The sequence below is a fragment of the Sinorhizobium fredii USDA 257 genome, assembly GCF_000265205.3.
Lineage (GTDB): Bacteria > Pseudomonadota > Alphaproteobacteria > Rhizobiales > Rhizobiaceae > Sinorhizobium > Sinorhizobium fredii_B.
Genome location: NC_018000.1, coordinates 5,640,945 through 5,656,047 on the forward strand (window position 1 = coordinate 5,640,945; position 15,103 = coordinate 5,656,047).

Annotated in this window: 15 protein-coding genes; 2 read left to right on the plus strand and 13 right to left on the minus strand. The window is 61.0% G+C overall.

All coding sequences use genetic code 11. The annotated features are described in order from the left end of the window. Nucleotides 1-173: 173 nt before the first annotated feature. Nucleotides 174-2,165, plus strand: a complete 1,992-nt coding sequence (locus USDA257_RS26450; protein WP_041415636.1) for a putative bifunctional diguanylate cyclase/phosphodiesterase — start codon at nt 174-176, stop codon at nt 2,163-2,165. A gap of 182 nt (nt 2,166-2,347) precedes the next feature. Here the strand turns inward: USDA257_RS26450 and USDA257_RS26455 are convergent, their stop codons facing one another. The 6 genes from USDA257_RS26455 to USDA257_RS26480 form a co-directional block, all read right to left on the minus strand. Next, nucleotides 2,348-2,734: a hypothetical protein gene (locus tag USDA257_RS26455; RefSeq protein WP_041414690.1), complete on the minus strand. Its 387-nt coding sequence runs from the start codon at nt 2,732-2,734 to the stop codon at nt 2,348-2,350. Nucleotides 2,735-3,018: 284 nt separating this feature from the next. Further along, a complete protein-coding gene (gene gfa / locus USDA257_RS26460) occupies nt 3,019-3,594 on the minus strand; it encodes an S-(hydroxymethyl)glutathione synthase (RefSeq protein ID WP_014766060.1) in 576 nt (191 codons plus the stop codon). 83 nt (nt 3,595-3,677) lie between these two features. After that, complete coding sequence (locus USDA257_RS26465; protein ID WP_014766061.1) at nt 3,678-4,805, minus strand: S-(hydroxymethyl)glutathione dehydrogenase/class III alcohol dehydrogenase; 1,128 nt, start codon at nt 4,803-4,805, stop codon at nt 3,678-3,680. 154 nt (nt 4,806-4,959) lie between these two features. Then, nucleotides 4,960-5,820, minus strand: coding sequence for a substrate-binding domain-containing protein (locus USDA257_RS26470; RefSeq protein WP_014766062.1), 861 nt, complete (start codon nt 5,818-5,820; stop codon nt 4,960-4,962). 1 nt (nt 5,821) lies between these two features. Continuing rightward, the gene (locus USDA257_RS26475) at nt 5,822-6,343 is read right to left on the minus strand and encodes a c-type cytochrome, methanol metabolism-related (RefSeq protein WP_014766063.1); all 522 of its coding nucleotides are present in this window, start codon (nt 6,341-6,343) and stop codon (nt 5,822-5,824) included. Nucleotides 6,344-6,480: 137 nt separating this feature from the next. After that, nucleotides 6,481-8,352 carry a methanol/ethanol family PQQ-dependent dehydrogenase gene (locus tag USDA257_RS26480; RefSeq protein WP_048657519.1) on the minus strand — a complete coding sequence of 624 codons (1,872 nt, stop codon included), beginning with the start codon at nt 8,350-8,352 and terminating at the stop codon, nt 6,481-6,483. Nucleotides 8,353-8,805: 453 nt separating this feature from the next. Between USDA257_RS26480 and USDA257_RS38090 the strand changes: the two genes are divergently transcribed. Next, nucleotides 8,806-9,150, plus strand: coding sequence for a hypothetical protein (locus USDA257_RS38090; RefSeq protein WP_041414692.1), 345 nt, complete (start codon nt 8,806-8,808; stop codon nt 9,148-9,150). 65 nt (nt 9,151-9,215) lie between these two features. On the opposite strand, the gene USDA257_RS26490 is transcribed toward USDA257_RS38090, so the two are convergent. The 7 genes from USDA257_RS26490 to USDA257_RS26520 all read right to left on the minus strand — a co-directional run bounded on the left by USDA257_RS26490 (nt 9,216) and on the right by USDA257_RS26520 (nt 15,049). Further along, nucleotides 9,216-9,956: an ABC transporter ATP-binding protein gene (locus USDA257_RS26490; protein WP_041414693.1), complete on the minus strand. Its 741-nt coding sequence runs from the start codon at nt 9,954-9,956 to the stop codon at nt 9,216-9,218. Continuing rightward, a complete protein-coding gene (locus tag USDA257_RS26495) occupies nt 9,925-10,638 on the minus strand; it encodes an ABC transporter permease (RefSeq protein ID WP_048657521.1) in 714 nt (237 codons plus the stop codon). Before USDA257_RS26495 ends, USDA257_RS26490 begins: the two co-directional genes overlap by 32 nt. Nucleotides 10,639-10,739: 101 nt before the next feature. Beyond that, entirely contained in the window at nt 10,740-11,732 is a 993-nt protein-coding gene (locus USDA257_RS26500; protein WP_014766068.1) for an ABC transporter substrate-binding protein, read from the minus strand. A gap of 61 nt (nt 11,733-11,793) precedes the next feature. Continuing rightward, nucleotides 11,794-12,003: a hypothetical protein gene (locus USDA257_RS26505; RefSeq protein WP_014766069.1), complete on the minus strand. Its 210-nt coding sequence runs from the start codon at nt 12,001-12,003 to the stop codon at nt 11,794-11,796. A 190-nt stretch (nt 12,004-12,193) separates the two neighbouring features. Further along, complete coding sequence (locus USDA257_RS26510; RefSeq protein ID WP_014766070.1) at nt 12,194-12,826, minus strand: hypothetical protein; 633 nt, start codon at nt 12,824-12,826, stop codon at nt 12,194-12,196. Between the two features lie 161 nt (nt 12,827-12,987). Further along, nucleotides 12,988-13,773 (minus strand): COG3904 family protein, encoded by a 786-nt coding sequence (locus tag USDA257_RS26515; RefSeq protein ID WP_014766071.1) that lies wholly within the window; start codon nt 13,771-13,773, stop codon nt 12,988-12,990. Then, nucleotides 13,760-15,049, minus strand: a complete 1,290-nt coding sequence (locus USDA257_RS26520) for a hypothetical protein (protein WP_041414694.1) — start codon at nt 15,047-15,049, stop codon at nt 13,760-13,762. Before USDA257_RS26520 ends, USDA257_RS26515 begins: the two co-directional genes overlap by 14 nt. Between the last annotated feature and the right edge of the window lie 54 nt (nt 15,050-15,103).

The window sequence follows — 15,103 nt, forward strand, 5'->3', positions numbered from 1 at the left end:
TTGGCCCAATACCAATTCAGCAAAACTTAATGGACCTAAACTAATGTGCCGAACGATGCTGCACGCCCTCACATTCTTACCCAAGCAAGCAGCTACTGCAGGGACGCCCCGTGGTACTCGTCGAAGAGAGACTTCGGGCTTTACACGAAGACGCAAACGCAATGGATCGGTGCATGAAGCACACGCTGGCCGACGTAGTTGAGATCGACCTCCGCAGCGAGCCGCCGAGGCCGGCCTCGACTGAACTGCGCGCGCTCTACGAAAATGAAGGCGAAGGCGCCCGAAAACAGGCGACGCGGCACGGGTTCTGGACTGCGGTCGCGGTCTATCTGCTGTTTTCGATAACCGATATCCTGCTAGTTCCCGACGTTGCGCATTATACGATCGCCGCGCGATTCATGATCGCTATGATCGCACTGACGATGATCGAAACGCAGATTCGGCTGAACGCCAGTGCGAACGCGATCGATGTCACGGCTGCCGCAGCACTCGTCGCGGCCTATGCCGGCTGGCTTTATCCGGCGATGATGACCGCCGACACCCAGAGCATCTCTTACTACATGGTCTTCGGCGCGATCTTCATGATGAGCGTCAATCTATTCTTCAGCTTTCAGTTCCGCATTTCGCTGTTCGCGTCCGTCACCATCCTGCTGATCTTCTTTGCGGCTGTGCTGTCCTTTTCCCCGGCGGAGATCTCCTATCGGCTTGCATTCGGCACCTTCAACATCTCCTGCTTCGTCTTCACCTCCTATGTGAACTGGAAGCTCAACAGGGAGCGCTACAAGGTCTTTCTCAATGCATTCGAAGCGCGCATTCAGCAGAAAGAAGCTTCCGAGCGCGGCAGGGCCCTGCTGCGGCTGTCGAATACCGACTCCCTGACGGGTCTCGACAACCGTCGCGCCGTCGACCAGAAGCTCCGCGACTACTGGAGTGACTGGCAGAAGAAGGGGACGAGTTTCGCCGCGTTCCTCATCGACGTCGATTTCTTCAAGAAATACAACGACTTCTATGGCCATCAGGAAGGTGACCGCTGCCTCGTTCTTGTCGCCAGTGCGCTCAAGGATTCGATCGAGCCGTTCAACGGCTCGATCGGGCGCTATGGCGGCGAAGAGTTCATTGTGCTGGCGCGCATGGAGACCAGCGAACAGGCGGCCGATCTTGCCGAGGCGATCCGTTGCGGTGTGGAAAAGCTTGCTCTGGAGCACGGGCAGCGACGCGACGGCATGTCGATCGTCACCGTCAGCGTCGGTGCCGCATTCAGCAGAAATCAGACGGGCGCGAAGCTCGAGAGGCTGATCCACGAGGCGGACCGAGCTCTCTATGGCGCAAAGGCCAACGGCCGGAACTGCACCCGGCTTTTCGATCCGAATGATCCACACAGCAGCGATGAGAGCGAGAACATCGCCGCCCTGCTGAAAATCGCCATCGACCAGGACCTCGTCTCGCTGGTCTATCAGCCGATTCGAAATGTCGCCTCCGGCCGCATCGACGCAGTCGAGGCGCTCATGCGCCTGAGAATGCTGGATGGCACCTCGGTTCCTCCCAGCCTCTTCATCCCGGTCGCGGAACGCACCGGCGCCATCCTGGACCTGGGGCGTTGGGCGATCAGGACAGTGTGCCGCGAACTTCTGGCGGACGACCACGTCCCCGTCGTCAGTGTGAACGTCTCCCCGATCCAGCTGAAGTCACCGGGCTTCGCCGCCTCGGTGGCAGCGATTCTTGGCGAAACAGGTGTGGCCGGCGGCAGGTTGGCTCTCGAAATCACCGAGGGGCTGGAGATGGAGATGCATTCCGATATCCTTCGGTGCATCAGCGATCTCAAGACCCTGGGCGTCAGGATCTGGCTCGATGACTTCGGAACAGGCTTTGCGGGCCTGTCCTGGCTACGCCTGATCGATTTCGATACGGTGAAGGTCGACCGCTCCTTCCTGCACGATTGCGACACCCCGCGGGGAAAGGCGATGCTGCAGGATATTATCGGACTCGTGCGAAATCGCGGCCACATGATCCTAGTGGAGGGCGTGGAGACTGAGGAACAATTGGCCTTGATGCGTCAATTCCGGATCGATCAGGTCCAGGGATTTCATGTCGGCCGCCCGGCGCCGGCGCAGACGTCCGCAGTCGCGAACATCCGTTCGGCCGCGGCCCTCGCGAAGCCGCGCTGACATTCCGTCTATTCTCGCCCGTTGCTTCGCCTCGCTCTGACAATGGCCCGATCGGCTGCCGCGAGGGAGCCCTGTTGCCGTCAGACGAATACCTTCGCTCGCCCTGTCGAGGAAGAAGACTGGTGAGCTATCGTAACCTTACTGCGATCACTGGGGTTAACCCTCCAGTGTTTACCGGGTCCTCACTTTTCGCCGATCAGGCCTTTGATTTCCGCCAGCTTCTTCATGCAGCCCGGCTCATCACCGGCGTCGGCCATTTTGCGGGCTTCGGCTGCGAGCTGGCTTGGCTTGTCGGCAGTTTCACCGCTCCGTGTCCCGGTTACCTGCTCCTGATGGGGCGACACCGCTTCCGTCTGGGTGCCGGTTGATCCTGTTATTTCAGTCCCTACACCCTTTTTCTGTTCGCCGGCCGTGACTTCTTCCTGGTGCTCGGTAACGGACCCGCTGGCGCCCGTTTCCGCGGAAACAATAGCTTGCCCGAGCTTCTCGAGTTCCTGGCGGCAATCCGCGAATGCCGGCGCAGCCAACAGAAGGGGGACGGCGGTAGCTGCTATGAGACGTATCAACATTTGCTCTTCGCTCGCTGTTGTGGATGCGATGCATCCGTTTACACCTGCTGAGCCAAACAAGGCTCGACGCGAAGAGTTCCCCGTAGAAAGCTGACTTCCTTTAAATGCACCTCGCGGTTAAGTCCCAATAAATTGAGTGCATTTATGCGCGCGACAAGCCGCCTGGTACCTTCGGCAAAGAAGGGTTCTCCATGCGGTTGCGCTTCCCTGTCGCCACACAACACCCTCGTCAGCGCGCCTGGACGAGCGCGCTGACGAGGGTTGCATCGGCTTCGTCGGCACGGTCAACTGGAAAGTGTGCCCGCTTTCTTCGCGACCCAGGTGGCAACATAGTCCATCAGGCCAGGCGACAGGCAGTCATAGGGCTCCAGCCCAAGCTCCCTCAAACGGGCCCGGATGTCATCCATGCGACTGGGATCGACGCCCGATTCGATGATGGAAGACACGAAGGCTGCAAAGCCGGGCGGAGCCCAGCCCGACTCCTGGAAGCGCTCGGGATGTATAAAGTCCAGCCCCTGGAAGGCATGCTCTCGCTCCACGGGCCCGTACATATGTACGCCGCATTGTCTGCAGGCGTGCCGCTGAATGAGCGCGGAGGGATCGACCACTTGCAGCTTGTCGCCGTTCTCGAGCACGGTCACCTTGTCATGCGGAACAACCGCGACAATGGAGAAATTGGTGCCACTGGGCTTCCAGCATTTGGTGCAGCCGCAAGCGTGGTTGTGGGCAATCTGTCCCTCGATTCTTACCTTGACCGGTCTGTCCGTGCAGTCACAGACAAGCGTGCCTCCGGTAAAGCCCGGGCTGGCCGGTCTCAGGCCGCCATCCACTGCCGGATGAATGCGAATTGAACTTTCCATTGCGTGTCCTCCCTGTTGTGCCGAAGCCCGATCCGTCTCGGATGGTGTGGCGCTTCGGTTTGGTTCGAGCGCCCGGCGGATGCTCAGTAGATCACCACGCTCCTGATGCTTTCGCCGGAATGCATCAGTTCGAAGCCCTTGTTGATGTCGTCGAGCGGCATGGTGTGGGTGATCATCGGATCGATCTCGATCTTGCCCTCCATGTACCAGTCGACGATCCTCGGCACGTCGGTGCGGCCGCGGGCGCCGCCGAAGGCGGTGCCCATCCAGGAGCGGCCGGTGACCAGCTGGAACGGCCGGGTCGAAATCTCCTGGCCGGCGCCGGCGACGCCGATGATCACCGACTTGCCCCAGCCGCGATGCGAGGCTTCGAGCGCCTGGCGCATGACGCCGGTGTTGCCGGTGCAGTCGAAGGTGTAGTCGGCGCCGCCGATCTGGTCGGCACCGCGCTTCGTCATGTTGACGAGGTAGGCAACGATGTCGTCGCCGACCTCCTTCGGGTTGACGAAATGGGTCATCCCGAACTTCTCGCCCCAGGGTTTCTTGTCGTTGTTCAAATCGACGCCGATGATCATGTCGGCGCCGGCGAGCCTGAGTCCCTGGATGACGTTGAGGCCGATGCCGCCGAGTCCGAAGACGATCGCCGTGGCGCCCATCTCGACCTTGGCGGTGTTGATCACCGCGCCGATGCCGGTGGTCACGCCGCAGCCGATATAGCAGATCTTGTCGAAGGCTGCGTCCGGGTTGACCTTGGCGACGGCGATTTCCGGCAAGACGGTGAAGTTCGAAAAGGTCGAGCAGCCCATGTAGTGGTGCAGCTTCTCCCCGTTAATCGAGAAGCGCGAGCTGCCGTCCGGCATGACGCCCTGGCCTTGGGTGGCGCGGATGGCGGTGCACAGATTGGTCTTGCGCGAAAGGCAGGAGGGGCAGGCGCGGCATTCCGGCGTATAGAGCGGAATGACGTGATCGCCCTTCTTCACCGAGGTGACGCCCGAGCCGACATCGACGACGATGCCGGCGCCCTCATGGCCGAGGATGGCCGGGAACAGCCCTTCCGGGTCGGCGCCCGACAGGGTGAAGTCGTCGGTGTGGCAGATGCCAGTGGCCTTGACCTCGACCAGCACCTCGCCGGCCCGCGGGCCTTCGAGCTGAACGGTCATCACTTCCAGAGGCTTGCCGGCTTCAGTGGCGACGGCGGCGCGTACGTCCATGTCTCCATCCCCCTTTGAACATCATATTCGTCATGGGCTGGTTGGTCCGGATGATCCCGACCGGCGCAGCCCTCCTACCGTCCATCGGCGGTCAGCGGTTGCCGATGCGACCGGTATTTGCAATCTCAGCCATCCGCGCGAAGTCGCCGCCACGTCACTGAGTGATCCTCTCGTCTTGCTCATCGAGCAGCGGGACACCATAGGAGAGCAAGAGTTTGTTGATGTCCGCCTGATTGTCCCTGATGAAGGTGTTGAGCGTGCGTTTCCATTGCTGATCGGACGGCCGCACACCCATCGTGATCCGATAGGTCATGCGCGAACCGCCCTTCTCCCTGGTCAAGGGCACGATCGCCAGATCGAGTTTTGACTTGCGGGCATAGTAGCCTGCCATCGGCCCCCAGATCACGGCCGCGTCAATCACGCCTGCTGCCATGTCCCGGATCATCACCTCCGCCATCGACGGCGCTGTCCGCGTGTCGACCACCAGAGGATAGACCTTCGCTTTGCGCATCAGTTTTGCCGCCGCCATATTCGCCGAGGGTGGCGTCGCGTGGACCACGCCGATCCTCTTGTCGACGAGCTTCGGATCGGTCAGCGTTTCTACGCCGGCAAGGTCGCCATCCTTCCTGTAAATCAGCACATAGGAGGTGCGATAATAAGCGTTGGTATTCTGGACGAGTTCGTCTCCCTGAGCGTATCCCATGATGATGTCGCAGCGATTGGTCCCGAGCGTGTTGCGCACGAAACCAGGGATAGAGGGAAACCACGTATAGGCGACGGAACTCCGTCCTGTCGCGGCTGCTACCATCTTGGCGAGCTTGTCTTCGAATCCCTCGCCGCTCTTGTCAGAGAAGGGCATGTTGGACGGGTCGGCGCAGACGCGCAGCGTCTCCGGGTCGACAAGTTCGCCAGCGGCGCCCAGCCCGGCGCTCTGGGAATGCGCTTGCAATGGCATCAGCGCGGCCGCGGCCAGAGAGACGAGGGTCCTGCAGGTCCGATGGACGCGGTGTGCCATGTCATCCCCCCATGCAGGACGATTCGTAGGCCGTAGCCGCTTCGGGCTTGTCGGCCTTCTTGGGCGGACGACCTCGAGGCGCAACGCCGACAGCGCGGGCGCGCAGGTAGATGTAGATGTCGTCGAGGTAGCAATAGACATTCTTGTTGTCGCCGAACGCCGGCATGACAACCTCTTTGCCGCCGACGACGCTCTTGCGTCCTTCGGCGACGATCGAAAGGAATGTTCCGTAGTCGACATTCTTTGTGGTCTTGGCGAGGGCGGGCGCATACGAGGACCCTTCCCCATCGGGTCCGTGGCAGACGTGACAATCGGCGTGATAGCGGCGATATCCATTGAACGTGTACCAATCGACGACGCCGTTCTCGATCTTGAAGGTGGGATTGCCTTCGGCGTCGAAGTGCTTCCCGTCTTCCTCTTTGACGCTGGCCGCCTTTTCCTTGCTGTCCTCGGCGCGGGCAGTGCCGATTGCAAACGGCAGGAGAACCGCAGCGAACGCCGAAATGATGAAGCGTGGCAACATGCATGACCTCTTTTTCCAGCCGCCACGGTCCATTGGCTGACGGACTTGAGATTCTTGTCTGGTGAAACCGAGAGCCCGGCAGCGTTTGCTGCGATTTGGTCCGGGCTCTCGCTTCGGCAGCCGGATCTGCCCCGTGATCAATCCGGAAGACCGAATACCGTCAGTTGTCCGCCCAGCGTCGTGTATTCGGCCAATGCGGCGTAGCCGCCTACCGCACCCAAACCTGCTGTAGCGATGCTTCGGCTTTCTTCGGTCGGAGCTCTCTCACCGGCCACCGCCTGCTGCCACGCTGCAGCACCCTCAGCGCCCAAGAGACCACCGGCGAGTCCGATGCCTGCCCAGCCGCCGATACCCGACAGAACCGCGACATACTGCTTGCCGCCGTGTTCGAAGGTGTTGATGTTGCCGATGATGCCGGAAGGAGTCTTGAACTTGTAGAGTTCATTTCCTTGCGTATCGACCGCCTTGATGTAGCCTTCAAGCGTGCCATAGAAGATGACGTCGCCTTCCGTTGCGACCGCACCTGACCACACCGAGAACCGCTCCGGCTTCGACCAGACTATCTCACCCTTGGCCGCGTCCCAGGCAATGAAATTACCCATGCCGCCGTGGCTATTGGGCGTCGGGTACATGTTCACGGTCGCGCCCACATAGGCCTGACCGGCGGTGTAGCTCACCTTGTAGGGCTCAAGGTCCATGCAAACATGGTTTGTCGGCACGTAGAACAGCTTCGTCTTTGGCGAATAGGTCGCCGGTTGCTGGTCTTTCGTTCCAAGCGCTGTCGGGCAGATACCCGTGGTGTTGAAGTCCTCGCCGTTATGTTCGGGGGAGTACTTGTCTACAACCTGCGGACGCCCATACTGGTCGCTCTTGGGATCCATCACGACCTCGGTCGCCCAGTTCACCGTGGGATCATACTTCTTGGCAACCAGAAGCTCACCCGTTGCACGGTCGAGGGTGTAGGCGAAGCCGTTGCGGTCAAAATGCACGAGCACGTCCCTTGGTTGCCCCTTGATGTCCATGTCGTCGACAAGGATCATTTCGTTGACGCCGTCATAGTCCCACTCGTCGTGAGGCGTCATTTGATAGGCCCACTTGGCCATGCCCGTGTCGGCATCGCGCGCGAAGATCGTCATCGACCAACGGTTGTCGCCAGGTCTCTGGTTGGGGTTCCAGGTCGAAGGGTTCCCCGTGCCATAATAAATAACGTTGAGCTCTGGATCGTAGGAGTACCATCCCCATGTGGTTCCGCCGCCGGTCTTCCACTGCTCGCCTTCCCAGGTGTTCATCCCGGAGTCCTTGCCCACCGGCTTGCCGAGATGAGTCGTCTTCTCCGGGTCGATCAGTGTTTCTGAATCAGGACCCGTCGAATAGGCTCGCCAGGCTCGCTTGCCGTCGCTCAAATTGTAGGCCGTGATGTGACCGCGGACACCATACTCGGCACCGGATATGCCGACGATTACCTTGTCCTTGACCACCATCGGTGCGGACGTGCCCGATTCGGACAGACTCCCATCTTTTTTCTCGCCATTCAGGACCTGCCATGCGACCTTGCCGGTCTTGGCGTCGAGCGCGGTGACCGTCGTATCAGCCTGGTAAAGGATGATCTTGCCGTCCCCGTAAGCCGGACCGCGGTTGACGGTGTCGCAGCACATGATCGCGATGACGTTCGGATCCTGCCTTGGCTCGTATTTCCAAAGCATCTTGCCTTCGTTCTTGAGATCAAGCGCATAGACGATGTTCGGGAACGGCGTATGGACATACATCACGTCGCCGATCACGAGCGGGCCGCCTTCATGGCCACGCAACACGCCAGTCGAGAATGTCCACTTGACTTGCAAGTCCTTGACGTTGTCCTTGTTGATCTGCTTCAGTTTCGAGTAGCGGGTGTTCGCATAGTCGCCCGTGGGCATCGCCCAATTCTTCGCGTCGGCCGAAAGGGTCATCAGTTCCTCATTGGCCAATGCACTTCCGGCAAGAGCCGCCGTCAGAAATCCAGCAGCGGTCATCGGCAGATATGCGAGTTTTCCAAGCGTGCGCATGCGAAATCCTCCCGATGTCGATATTCAACCCGAGGATCGCCATCACAAATCCTCGGGATAACCACAGAGGCCAGCCCAAGCGATATCATGCTTGTCGTGGGACATGCGCTTCCGTCAGCGTGTCACGGTCGTTTGGATGGGCAGTGGGCATCGCAATTGCCAGTCCCATTGATCGGACACTTTGCCGCTCCCTAAAGACAAGCCTTGAAGCCGGAAACCGGTGGAAGAATAGGCTTTTGGACCAAATAACGCAAATTAAATCTCACGTTGTTTGTGCGGCGCAAAACGAAACATGCTGCTACGCAACATGGGTGTTACTCGGTTTTATATTGGCTACTCTCCCGAATTCTACAATAATATGGGGGTCGACATAAGTTTACATGGCTGCTGCCTCTGTCTATACCTGCGGGAGATTTCGCGATGGCCACTGGAACTTTGGGCGCGATTGCTGTTGCCGCTGCGCTCATGGGTGCTGTCACAGCATCGGGGGCCGAAGGGTACCCGACAGTTGCAGTTGTGGACTATGTGTACGCCTGCATGAAAGCCAATGGCGAAACACGAGCCGCCCTAGAGCGCTGTTCTTGCTCGATTGACGTCATAGCTTCGATCATGCCCTACGAGCGCTATGAGGCGGCCGAGACGTTCAGGAGCCTCGGACTTCAGACGGGCGAACGAGGGGCTCTGTTTCGCGAGAGCGCGCCGGCGAAATCCGCTCTCACAGAGCTCAGGCGAGCACAGGCTGAAGCAGAGGTCCGCTGCTTCTGATCCTCGATCAAGATCCGCCGCCGATCGCCGGTGGCCCCATCAGCGGATTTTCCGGTGGAGCGCAATCAAACCCCGTCCGGAAACCTCTTGTGAAAGTCCGCGACAAGATGGTCCAGCGACGGCGCATCGCGCAAATGGCGCACGAGGCCCACGTCGAAGATGCCCAGCACATGCGCGGGGCGCGGGGACAGCACGACAATGCGATCGGCAAGTAGTAGGGCCTCACGCAAATTGTGAGTCACCATCAGGGCAGTGGTGGGTCTGGCCGCCCACACGGTCATCAGAAGACGACGGAGTCTGTCGGCGGTTCGCTCATCGAGCGAGGCGAACGGCTCGTCCAGAAAGAGAATTGCGGGTTCCGTGGCGAAGGCTCGTGCCAGCGCGGCGCGGCGCGCAAGGCCAAGCGAAAGCTCCGAAGGGTAGAGCGACCGCATCGCGGAGAGGCCCAGAATGTCGAACAGCCAGTCCAGATCCTTGTCCCTGAGGCGCGGAGACAGAGCCAGGCGTGCGTTCTGCTCCACCGTCCGCCAGGGGAGAAGGACGGGCTCCTGAAAGACCACAGCAATGCGATTGGAGCCGCCTTCGGGCAACTGATAACTGCCCGAAAACTGCCGATCGAGACCCAGCAGAATTCGCAGGGTGGTGGTCTTGCCGCAGCCTGACGGGCCGAGCAGACAGGCGAATTCACCCTGCCTGACCTCGAAGGAAAGTTCGCGCAGTGCGGCAATCGTGACGCCCTCCGCCGAGCGGAAGGTCTTCTCGGTAATGTCGACTTTAAGCGGAACGGCGGCGCCAACGGGTTGCATGTCGTTCAACTGGCTGCACCAGAAGGAATTCGATCAACAGCATGATAGCCACGAAGGCCAGCGTGTAGGCAAGGATGGCGGCAACATCGAATATCTGAAAGTAGAGATAGATCTGAAAGCCGACACCGCTGGAGCGGCCAAGCAATTCCACGACGAGCACGATCTTCCAGATCAACGCAATGCCGGAACGCGAGGCGGCGGCGAAGTAAGGCTGCAGCTGCGGCACCAGGATGTGGCGAATTTGGTCGAGCGGCCCCAGCCGGTAGACCGTGGCCAGTTCGGCGAAACGGGGTTCGAGTGCACGCGCCCCCTCGCGCATGGTGACGACGACATTGGGTATCTTGTTGATGGCAACGGCGCCGATTGCGGCGGCCTCCGTCAGGCCGAACCAGATGTAGGCGAGCACGATGACGACCAGTGCCGGCAGGTTGAGAAAGAGCACGAGCCACGGATTGAAGAAGGAATCCGCCCGCCGGTGCATGCCGAGCAGGACGCCGATCACCGACCCGACGATCATGGCGACGACGTAGGCGGCCGCGACCCGCCAGAGTGTCATTGCCAGATGAAAGCCAAGGTCGCCGCTCGCCGCCTCCTTGAGAAGCACTCGCCAGACCTCGAGCGGTGGCGGAAAGGCACGGCTCGGCCAGATTCCTGCCGCAAGGCTCCAGAGCAGGCATAGCATGAGGAGCGATGCCAAGGCCGTCGCCGCGGGCAACGCGGCGCCAATCCCACGGACCGTGCGCGCGCGCCGGCGTGCCGATAATCCGTTTTCCGATCCTGCCGTCATGTCTTCAATGCAGCCCAGAACGTCCCGGGAGCCATCTGCCGCGCTGCGCCGACGAGCTTCTCCCCGCCCAGTTCCGCAAGAATCTCGTACAGCTTGGCGGCATCGCTTTCCTCTTCGGCGACAGGCCGACCTGGGATGCCTTGACGATAGCGATCGCGCAGCACATCGAGTTCCCTGCCCTCGGCGCGCACAATCGGCGCCAAACGCTGCCATTCGGCGTCGGATCGAGCCAGGAGTTTCTTTGCGTCTGCGCTTGCCTTGACAAAGCTCATCGCCGCATCCGGGTTTTCGTTCGCCCATTTGTCGTGGAATACATAGCCCAACGCCGAGACCGGCCCCGATGCCCCGAGCGCCTTGGCCGCCTCGTCGGCACCGATCAGGCGGCGAAAGCCTTTTGCCTCGAGCCGCGCACAGAAATGCCAAAAGTTCAAGACGGCGTCGAGTTCTCCTGAGAGAGCCTTTTCCGACAGCAGCGGCGGCGCGCCGAAAACGACGTCGCTTTCCCTGGTCAGATCGATCTTGTGGTCGCGCTGTGCAAGTCCCTGGATCAGAAGCCAGCTCTTGTCGAGCGATCCACCGGCCACGCCGATTTTCTTCCCCACGAGATCGGTGATTTGACGAATTGCCGCGTCCTCTTTGACCATGATCGCGCCAACGGCGGTCGAGTAAGGTGCGAGCGTCAGATCCTCTCCTTGCGAACGCTGGCGCGACACCCACAACCAGTCGGAAACGATGATGTCGAGATCGCCCGCAAGCATGGCCACGTTAGTGGCGTCCTCGCCGGCGAAATAGACGACTTCCACGTCGATGCCATGAGCCGCATCGAATTTATTGTGCTTGATGGTATCGAGTTCCCAATTCACCGTGCCGAACTTCAGGACACCCACCCGTATCTTCGGAGCGGATGGACTTGCCAAGACATGGAGGCCCAGAGGATTTGCAGCGGCCAGCAAGGCCACCCCGCAAAGCGCACGCCGCGATATGTTCATGATGCCACCTTCCAACAACTGCATGCCAACAACTGATTGCCAACAACTGCTTGCAGCGACTTCAAATTTCCCCGCCCTTGTCCGGGAAAACACACTTCCACCGCACGATCTTCAGCCCCGGATGGTTCTCGGCCCACTTCGCGATCTCGACCGGGGCCAACATCATGCATTGGATCAGCGATCCGTGGCTCTCGAAATACAGGTGCTCGGTGCGGCAACTTGTAGGGTCGGCCAGCGTGCAGACGGTCAGGACGAGATCGACGAGGTTCACTTAAGCACCTCCCGCACGAACGCGCGCAGAACCTACGCTGACCGGCAAGTTTTGCGTGACAGTCCGACAGCTGGCTTTCGCAAGGTGCCTGATGGAAAGCCAACGAAGAGGATACGCGTGCGATAAACGAGCGTCAATTAATCCACGAGAGGTCCCGCCTGCCGCGTCGCCCGCGGCGACAGCTCTGGGCTCATCGATCCTCCAGCGCTTCAGCAATCGACTTGACCAGGGCGTACAAGCGTCGCTCGATCAGGGTCGGCACCTCGCAGACAAAGCTCAGCGATTGCGCACGCTCCTGAAAAACGCGGGTCTGAAACACGAGCCGATCGTTCCGCTGTTGAAGCTCGTTCGGGTCGGCACCGGGCTTCGCCTGCAAAGCATCCACCGCTGAAGCTTCCTGCCGCAGGAATGCCGCCATGTCCCTCTGCCGGTGGGCGTAGCGCGCTATGCCGGCGATAACCTGCGAGCGCTCTCGGTTCATATGATCGAACAGGCCCTGCACGAGCATGGTCATGCGCCGTTGCCTGTCGCCCTCCGGCAGGCTTTCCGCATACTCTCTGATCTTTCGCTGCGCCTCCGGCAGCGGCACGCGGCGCGCCGACAATTCCGTCACCAAAGCCGAGATGGCCGCATCTTTCGACCAGCCGGCGGACGTCTGCGGCAGCTCGGCGCCGGTCCAGAACTGGCCGAGCGAAAGCTCCGCAACCTTGCGCTGGATACACGGCCAATCCGGGTCGTCCCCCTGCGCGCCCATGACGGGCCAAGCGGCGATTGCAGCGACCATCGCGGCGGGGATAATGCGCGTCAGGGACAGGCACCGCATCAGGCACTTCCTCCGGTATCCGGCCGGCGGTCGAGCAAGTCGACTGACGACGGATCATGAGCGTTCATCGCGCCGCCCAGAACAGTACTGCGAACGCAAACACGAGCATGAGCGAACCCGTCAATCTGCGAAAGCCTGTCGGCGGGGATGGCCTTCCAAGGTCAGCCTTTTTTCTTGGCGGTGGCGACCGGCTCCGTTGTCAGCCTGAAATCGGCCATCTCCTTCGCCGTCAGATAGTAGAGCCGGTCCGGCGGTGTTTCGAGAGCATTGATCCACAGCCCGGCGCCGATACCCATTGCATCAAGATGCCGCGCGACCCGGGCGGTGGTGGATTGCGCGGCCGACATGGCCTGCTCTGCCGTCGGCCGGACCGTGCTGCCATTGAAAACCTGGTGCACGCCGACCACCGCATCCTTTTCGGCCACGCGCCCCAGGCCACCGGCAAAGACGATCGGGCAGGAGGACGCGCAGAGGGCTTTTGACGCCACTTTGGTATTGAGCTTCTTGTCGCGGATCAGTTTCGAAATGGCGAGCGCGTCGTCCACCGAGCCGCCCGGGGAGTTGAGCGCCACCGTCGTCACATATTCGCCGCGCGCTTCGAGCTCCTGGGCGAAGCGCGCACCCGCCCCGGGGTCCATGGTGCCTTCGGCGAGCAATACGCCGCCAGACGTGAGTTCGAATTTCATCGGCTGGCGCAGCACCTCATTTGGGCTTGCGGGTCGTACCGGCGGAGCGTTGGGCATCCCGTCGGTCAGCGCGGGAGGCAGGATGGGCTGGTTCTGATGCATCGGGTCGAAACCCGGCAGTTCGGCGTTCATGGCGGTGAGGTCGCGCACGTCGATCAGCAGGAAGACCGCCGCGGCCGATAGCAACGTGAAGAAGGCGCCGCGCATCAACACACCGTCGTCGAGCCGCATCAGCGCCTTGAACAGGTCATCGATCCTCATGCGACCGATCCTTTGCACGCGTTCTCGGATCGAGACTGGTGATGTTGTTCGGCTCCTCGGCCATGCTCTCGATTTCCGCCTGGGCGCCCATTTCCCCGAGATTTATCCCGTTTGCTGTTACGGCTCGCCGCACTTCCAGCGCCTGAAGAAGTTCGGCCGCTGTAATGCGCTCGGCAAACGGCAGCTTCTCCTCCTGCTTGCGGATAGCACTGTGCACGGCGGCAAGAATGAAGACCAACACGCCGGGCAGAAGATCGATGGAAATGGCACCGGACCAGGCCGGAATAAAATCAGTCGCATAGCGCAATACGGCTTCGGCGGAGGACAGCGGAACGAAGCGCCGCTCCGCCACCGGCGCACGGGCAAGGATTTCGTCGGCCGCATCGGAGAGCACCTTGGATTGCGCCGCCACCGAGGTCCGCACGGTCTCCATCACCCTGTCCTGGCGGTTGACGAGATCGGCATCACCGCCGTCGGCCACCGGTGCGATGAAGCCGAGGGAGAGGTCGTCTGCGGCGCGACGGATCGATGGCGCGATCGAAGTCTGTCCCAGCGAAGCTATGACACCTGTGAGCGCCACCACTTCGGAAGAGAACTGGTCGGCGCGCGGCTCGATCGCACCCGGCGCGGAGACCAGCGTGCGCATGGTTTCGAGCCGCTTCTGCCCTTCGTTGAACAGCGTCGTGACCTGTTCGCGGGAGGCGTTGATGCCATTTTCGAGCTCTTTCATCTGCGCCGACATTTGCGACAGAAGCTGCACCACGCTTCCCGACCCCGTCGTGCCGGTGAGCGCGCCCGATTGCCGCTCCGAGGCGGCAAGCTGGGCGAAGCGCTCAGATGCGCGCTGGATATCGGGCAGCAGGCTTTGGGCCGCAAGCGCGTTCTGGTGCGCCTGATCGAGGTCGGCGGTGTAGTCCTCCACCGTTTCCGCGGCCGAACCTGCCAGCGCCGCCGCATTGAGCCAGCTCGACATGGCGATGATCATGGCCGCGCCCAAAGCCATCACACCCAACATAGCGGCCCGGCCCGTATGGGTCGTCACATGCGGATAGAAGCGGGCCATGTAGGTCCAGAAGGCGTAGATGCCGACAGAGACCGAGGCCGAGTAGATGATTGCTGCGAAGAAAACCGAGGTCGGCGAGCCGTCGAGAATGCTGCGTACGCCGAGATAGGTGTAGACGCCCGAGGCAAGCGCCAGCACCGCAAGCGCAAAGCGCGTCATGGTTTCGACGGCCGCAACGCCATCGTGCAAACGTTGGGATGCACCGAGCGCCATGGGCAAAATCTCCGCGAGGAATGTATTCCTTAACAGAATATGAAGATGCGGGCG

What these genes read in the sequence shown, in the direction of transcription:
- USDA257_RS26450 (WP_041415636.1), top strand. Translation starts at nt 174, where the DNA reads ATGAAGCACACGCTGGCCGACGTAGTTGAGATCGACCTCCGCAGCGAG.
- USDA257_RS26455 (WP_041414690.1), bottom strand. Translation starts at nt 2,734, where the DNA reads ATGTTGATACGTCTCATAGCAGCTACCGCCGTCCCCCTTCTGTTGGCT.
- gfa (WP_014766060.1), bottom strand. Translation starts at nt 3,594, where the DNA reads ATGGAAAGTTCAATTCGCATTCATCCGGCAGTGGATGGCGGCCTGAGA.
- USDA257_RS26465 (WP_014766061.1), bottom strand. Translation starts at nt 4,805, where the DNA reads ATGGACGTACGCGCCGCCGTCGCCACTGAAGCCGGCAAGCCTCTGGAA.
- USDA257_RS26470 (WP_014766062.1), bottom strand. Translation starts at nt 5,820, where the DNA reads ATGGCACACCGCGTCCATCGGACCTGCAGGACCCTCGTCTCTCTGGCC.
- USDA257_RS26475 (WP_014766063.1), bottom strand. Translation starts at nt 6,343, where the DNA reads ATGTTGCCACGCTTCATCATTTCGGCGTTCGCTGCGGTTCTCCTGCCG.
- USDA257_RS26480 (WP_048657519.1), bottom strand. Translation starts at nt 8,352, where the DNA reads ATGACCGCTGCTGGATTTCTGACGGCGGCTCTTGCCGGAAGTGCATTG.
- USDA257_RS38090 (WP_041414692.1), top strand. Translation starts at nt 8,806, where the DNA reads ATGGCCACTGGAACTTTGGGCGCGATTGCTGTTGCCGCTGCGCTCATG.
- USDA257_RS26490 (WP_041414693.1), bottom strand. Translation starts at nt 9,956, where the DNA reads ATGCAACCCGTTGGCGCCGCCGTTCCGCTTAAAGTCGACATTACCGAG.
- USDA257_RS26495 (WP_048657521.1), bottom strand. Translation starts at nt 10,638, where the DNA reads ATGCTATGCCTGCTCTGGAGCCTTGCGGCAGGAATCTGGCCGAGCCGT.
- USDA257_RS26500 (WP_014766068.1), bottom strand. Translation starts at nt 11,732, where the DNA reads ATGAACATATCGCGGCGTGCGCTTTGCGGGGTGGCCTTGCTGGCCGCT.
- USDA257_RS26510 (WP_014766070.1), bottom strand. Translation starts at nt 12,826, where the DNA reads ATGCGGTGCCTGTCCCTGACGCGCATTATCCCCGCCGCGATGGTCGCT.
- USDA257_RS26515 (WP_014766071.1), bottom strand. Translation starts at nt 13,773, where the DNA reads ATGAGGATCGATGACCTGTTCAAGGCGCTGATGCGGCTCGACGACGGT.
- USDA257_RS26520 (WP_041414694.1), bottom strand. Translation starts at nt 15,049, where the DNA reads ATGGCGCTCGGTGCATCCCAACGTTTGCACGATGGCGTTGCGGCCGTC.